We start from the raw sequence: 5,542 nt of genomic DNA on the forward strand, positions 1-5,542 counted from the left end.
AATGAACTATTAAAATCATTAGAAAATATAGTAAATAATTAATTTTGTTATACAATTAATTTCCATACGTTAGTTTAAGAAATTGGAGGTTTAAAATGATTAATTTAAAGCAAATAGAGCAAGTTAAAGAAAGATTAGTTAAAGAATTTCATCCAAAAAAAATATATATATTTGGATCATATGCTTGGGGCATCCCTAATGAAGATAGCGATTTAGATATAATGGTTATTTTAGAAAAATATGATAATAAAATATTAGAAATGAGAAAAGGATTAAAAGCTTTAAGAGGAATTGGATTTCCAAAAGATTTAATTGTAGAGAATGAATTAGAATTTTTAGATAATGCTAAAAAAAATCATTTGATAGAAAATGAAATTTTGAATAAGGGGTACTTATTATATGAAGCCAACTAAAGATTATGAAATAATGCTGTTTAAAGCTGAGCGAGATTTTCAATCAGGAAAAATCTTGTATGAAAACGAACTTGAAGAATCAGCAATATATCATTATCAACAGGCTGGTGAAAAGGCATTAAAAGCTTTTTTAATTTTTCATAAAAATAAAGTTATTAAAATTTTAGATTAGGAAAAGGACTGGCAGAAAAGGTAGCTAAATAGTATAATTATAGGGAGTGATGAATATATCACTTCCTTTTTATTATATTATAAAAAGTTGGAGGAGGATTTGTGGCAAGAAAGTTAAAAGTAAAAATTGATAAGAACAAAAAGAAAAATATAGATGATTTATATGAGTTTTATCTAAATTCATTAGATAGTGTAGCTAAAAGAAAGCTAAATAAAGAAATATTAACTAAAATATACAAGGGAATTGAGCACTATTACGATAGAAAATTTAGATATTTAGCTTTTGATTCATTAGTTGTTTCTATAGCAAAAATAGAGGAGTATTTAAAAGAAGATGTCGCTTTTATTAAAGATATTGGCTTTGAGACATATTTAGAACTATCAGAGAGATTAGCAAAAGATATAGCTCATGATTTCAACATAGAGGTTTTAAATAGAGGAGTTTTAGAAGCTATGTCTATTAACTTTTTTAGATGGGTTATGAGTAAGGAAGTTACAGTTGAATACATAACTACAGATTTAACAGAGGACTATCCATATAAACTAATAGACATTAAAGAGTTTACTAAGGATATTGCTTGTAAGAGTAAAGATCTAGATATAGAATTTTTAGATAAAGAAGAAATGGTTTTAGTTACATTAAAAAACAAAGATGATAATTCATATAAATATTTAGAACTTAGAAAAATAGATTATGACTTCATGGAAGAGATAGCAAAAGTATTGAAAATAATGAACTTGCTTTTAAGAACCATAGATGTAAAAGAAGAAGAGATAACTTTCATAGAAAGATATAAAGAGTGTATTTATAATCTTCAACGTATAACGGATTATTTATACTTTAAAGAGGTTTTACAATTGAGTTATAATGAAATACCAAATGATATATTAAAATATCTAAATACTAAGAATGTGGCTTAATTAAAATTATTTTAAATTAAATAGGGGTGAATGATGTGGCAGAAATAAAATTTGAGATTATTGAAAATTTAGGAACAATTGGAGAAGGTGCTAAAGGATGGAAAAAAGAAGTTAATCTAATTTCTTGGAATTCTAGAAAACCAAAAATAGATATTCGTGATTGGGATGAAGATCATGAGAAGATGGGAAAAGGAATAACTTTATCTAAAGATGAATTAATAGCATTGAAAGAAATTTTAAATTCAATTGATATAGAAAACTTAGATATGTAAGGGTGCTAAAAGCATCCTTTTTATTTTGTTTTTTTTACTATTTAAATACTCTTAATTACTATTTAGGCCTCGCGTCGGTTTTTTTGCGTTTCGGCACCAAATTTACAACTTTCTCAATGAAATCAAGGCTTTTGAGGGGTATCCTCTAAACCTTGATTTCTCTTAATCCATCTTTTGTTTCTATTTTTATCTCTTCAAATATATATTTTCCAAGAAAATTTACATGTTGAGTTCCTAAAGGACTAACTCTTTTAAATTCATCTTCGCTAAACCATTCCTCATTTTTTGCTATTGAGTAGATCTTTTCTAAATATCTTGAATTCCAAACAATTAAAGATGATAGCATTATATTTAAACAACTAGCTTTTTCTAACTGACTCTCTATTGAACTTTCGTTAAGTCTTCCATTTTTTCCAAAAAACATCAATCTTGCAACAGAATTAATAGATTCTCCCTTATTTAACATTTGTTGAACTTCTTTTCTTAAATCTCCATTTGAAAAATATTCTAAAATATATTTTGTTTTTAAAATTCTTCCAATTTCTTTTAGTCCTTTGGCTACTCCATTATCACGATTATAAGAATTTATTTTATTAAGAATTAAAGAAGCCTTTACCTTACCGCACTTAATAGATTCAATCATTCTCAAGATTTCATTGTAATTTTCAAGTATTATCTTTTCATTTATTTTTTTAAATTTTCTATTATCTATTTCTATATTTTCAAAAGCATAAAGTTGCTGCTGTTCTAAATTCTTTATTCTAGGTTTAAAATTAAAGCCTAGTAAATATGTTAATGCGAACATTTGTTCTGTATAACCTGCGGTATCTGTAGAATGTCCATATATTTGAAGTTCAGATTCATGATAAAGCAATCCATCTAAAACATGATTACTATCTCTTCCTTCTAACATTTGCACGTAGAATGGTGTATATTGATCACTAACATGTCTATATATGCCTCCACCTTTATTTCCATAATGAGCATTATAATCTGCATAAATAGTTTTTGAATTTATTGGAACTCTCATTCCATCAGAAGATGAATTCTCACCATTTCCCCAATTTTTAACAATATCTAAAGAATGGTGATAATTTACAAGATTTTTTTGAGCTTTAGATAAAGCTTCGTTATTAAAATAATATTCACTAGTTCTTCTCAAAGTAGATTCGTCTATAGAACTTGAAATAGACATTTTTGAGAAACCTATATTATGCCCATTAGACATTAATGTTGCAACTAAAGCTTTTTGTTTTTCAGAGGAGTTAGTGTTTTCTTTGATATGTTCTAATACTCCAGTCCAGGAATTAACTTCATAAAGAATTTCAGTCATAGAAATTTTAGGGAAATAACTATAAATTTTATCACTAAAAATACTTTTTTCATCAACAGAGATATCAGTTGCAAAATTTAATTTTTTAGGGATATTTAGAAGGAGCTTCAAACTTTCTAAAAAACTTTTTCCTTCTTCAGTGCCAACTAAGTTTTCTGTTTCAACTAGATAATGATCGAAACTATTGTATTTCTTACTTTCTCTTACAAAAATATCTCCAGATCTAATATAATCTTTAATAGAATATAACAAGGCTAATTCAACTATTTTTTTGTTTGAATCTAATTTTTTTATATTTTTTTGCCATTGGGTACTAAAGATAGATGTATCTAATTCTATTTTTTTCTTGTATTTTAAATTTGGAAATTCTTTTAGATAGTTTATAAATTCAGGCTTTGTATTGCTATTAAATTCAATACATTCTAATAATTCATTTGTATAATTAAAGCTCTGACCAGATTTTAAAAGAAAATCAATCTCTTCTAATTCTTCTTCTTGAGCTTCTAACTCCTCATTCAATGGAACTAAAAGATTTTGCAACTTTTTAAGCTCATCCACTCCTTCTAAATTAATAACTTTTTTAACAACCTCTTTAAGTTTTAAAAAATTTAATCTAAGATTTTCCTGGTTCTGAAGAGTATAAATCCTAGATTTTTTACGACTTCTTTTCAATATAGTATGTGCATATGTTGATGTAACCTCTATAACCATATCTACAAATTCTTTCCGCTTAAAATATACGAATAGAGCTAAATATGAATATTTTTTATTATCATTAAAGAATTTATCTATTCTAAATTTATCAGATTTTTGAATTTCTAAAGCTAAATATTTTAGTTTGTTATCACTAAGAAAACTTAAGTCTAAAGAAACACCAAATTCATCAAGTTCTTTTATAGCTTTTAAAAGTTCTTTAGCTCCATTAGAATTGGAATTTACATTTATATTTTTTAACCTCGAATATGTAGAAGTTCCAGTAGTTTCTACGTTGAGTAAAGAATATAGTTTCGGAAAATCTTTTATTTGAGCTACTATATTTTGGTAGATTTTATTTTCAGATTTTTCTAGTTCTATCCAAAGTAAATGCTCAATAATTGCAAGTGGTGGAGCTACAATTTTTTTACCTTTTAATAATTTTAATACTTCTTTAACCATAATTAAAGGACTTCCATTAGAAAAAGCTATTCTATAAAATTCCTTTTCAAGATTAGGATCATACTCAAATTTTATGTAATCTAACTTGTCTAAAATTTCTTGAAAATACCTAGTTTTTGTATTTTTAATTTCCCAATATTCATTTAAATTTTTAGCAGTACAATTTAATTGCTCAGAAAGAAATTTAACTATTTTTTCTGGAATAATATGAACATATTCAATTATATTTATATTTTTATTCTTTAAGTACATAAGCTGCAGAGCATATCCTAGTTGATGAGAAGGTTTCTTTAATTTTTTTATTCTTAAAATTTCATTTTTAGAAAGTATAAATTGGGTATTTAAATTTTTATCATTAACCAAAAATTTTAAAATATCCTCCCTATCTCTTTTTGAAAGAATAGTATTTCTATACTCCATTTTCATCATCTCTTTCTTTTTTCATTTTATAAAACATTGCTTTAGAACATCCAATAATATCAAGAGCTTTAGTCATTGGTATATAGTTTGAAGCATCTTTATTTCTTGTTAATGGATAAATATTTTCAAACTTGATTCTCATATCATTATTTTTTTTTCTACCAAATTTAACTCCTTTTGCAATAGCTCTTTTTATTCCTTCTTCCTGTCTTTTTTTAAGTTCTTTTCTCTCCCATTCTGCTTTTAATAAATCTACTTCAAGCATTGTATCAAGTATGACATTAATCATAGCCTCTGCAAGAGAAGTCGCATTTTTATTTAAAAGTTTTTCTTTTAAAAAATCATTTAGATATCCTTGGTCGATAGATTCTAAAATTATATTTCGCTTAGCTAAATTTAGAATGCACTCTCTAACTTCTTTTGCATTTCTTCCAATTCTATCAAGGTTTTTAACAATAATAATATCTCCGCTCTTAATCCAGGTATTTAAAAGCTCATTCCATACCTCTCTATTTTCAAGAGATTTTCCAGATTTTTTTTCTTGAAAAATGACCCTATCATTAGCTCCCATTTCTTTGAAAAGTTCTACCTGTCTATCTAAATTCTGAGTTTCCGAAGAAACTCTCGCATAATAGTATTTCATTCTGTTATCTCCTATAAAATGTTTTATAAATTATACATTTTAATAGAAAACAAGTCTACAATATTCTAAAGTATATAGAGACAAAAGGTTAAAAATAATTAAACAAGTTTTTATAGACAATAAATATATACAAAAATTTCTATCTATAAAAGTTTACTTTTATAGACTTATATAAATAAAAAAGAAGAAAAAGATAAAAAATCTATTTCTTCTG

6 protein-coding genes are annotated in these 5,542 nt (G+C 25.4%); 4 read left to right on the plus strand and 2 right to left on the minus strand.

What is annotated here, in order from left to right:
• The first annotated feature begins 95 nt into the window (after positions 1–95).
• The 4 genes from L988_RS10910 to L988_RS10925 all read left to right on the plus strand — a co-directional run bounded on the left by L988_RS10910 (position 96) and on the right by L988_RS10925 (position 1,777).
• Complete coding sequence (locus tag L988_RS10910; RefSeq protein ID WP_052191820.1) at positions 96–413, plus strand: nucleotidyltransferase domain-containing protein; 318 nt, start codon at positions 96–98, stop codon at positions 411–413.
• Positions 400–585 carry a HEPN domain-containing protein gene (locus tag L988_RS10915; protein WP_047384215.1) on the plus strand — a complete coding sequence of 62 codons (186 nt, stop codon included), beginning with the start codon at positions 400–402 and terminating at the stop codon, positions 583–585. Before L988_RS10910 ends, L988_RS10915 begins: the two co-directional genes overlap by 14 nt.
• Positions 586–686: 101 nt before the next feature.
• Positions 687–1,505: a hypothetical protein gene (locus L988_RS10920; RefSeq protein WP_047384217.1), complete on the plus strand. Its 819-nt coding sequence runs from the start codon at positions 687–689 to the stop codon at positions 1,503–1,505.
• 35 nt (positions 1,506–1,540) lie between these two features.
• Positions 1,541–1,777, plus strand: coding sequence for a YdbC family protein (locus tag L988_RS10925; RefSeq protein WP_047384218.1), 237 nt, complete (start codon positions 1,541–1,543; stop codon positions 1,775–1,777).
• A 145-nt stretch (positions 1,778–1,922) separates the two neighbouring features.
• On the opposite strand, the gene L988_RS10930 is transcribed toward L988_RS10925, so the two are convergent.
• Both L988_RS10930 and L988_RS10935 read right to left on the minus strand, forming a co-directional pair.
• Entirely contained in the window at positions 1,923–4,685 is a 2,763-nt protein-coding gene (locus tag L988_RS10930; RefSeq protein WP_047384220.1) for a Tn3 family transposase, read from the minus strand.
• Positions 4,675–5,328 (minus strand): recombinase family protein, encoded by a 654-nt coding sequence (locus L988_RS10935; RefSeq protein ID WP_047384222.1) that lies wholly within the window; start codon positions 5,326–5,328, stop codon positions 4,675–4,677. The genes L988_RS10930 and L988_RS10935 overlap by 11 nt, the downstream gene beginning before the upstream one ends.
• Positions 5,329–5,542 lie beyond the last annotated feature (214 nt).

The sequence above is a fragment of the Cetobacterium sp. ZWU0022 genome, assembly GCF_000800875.1.
Taxonomy (GTDB): domain Bacteria; phylum Fusobacteriota; class Fusobacteriia; order Fusobacteriales; family Fusobacteriaceae; genus Cetobacterium_A.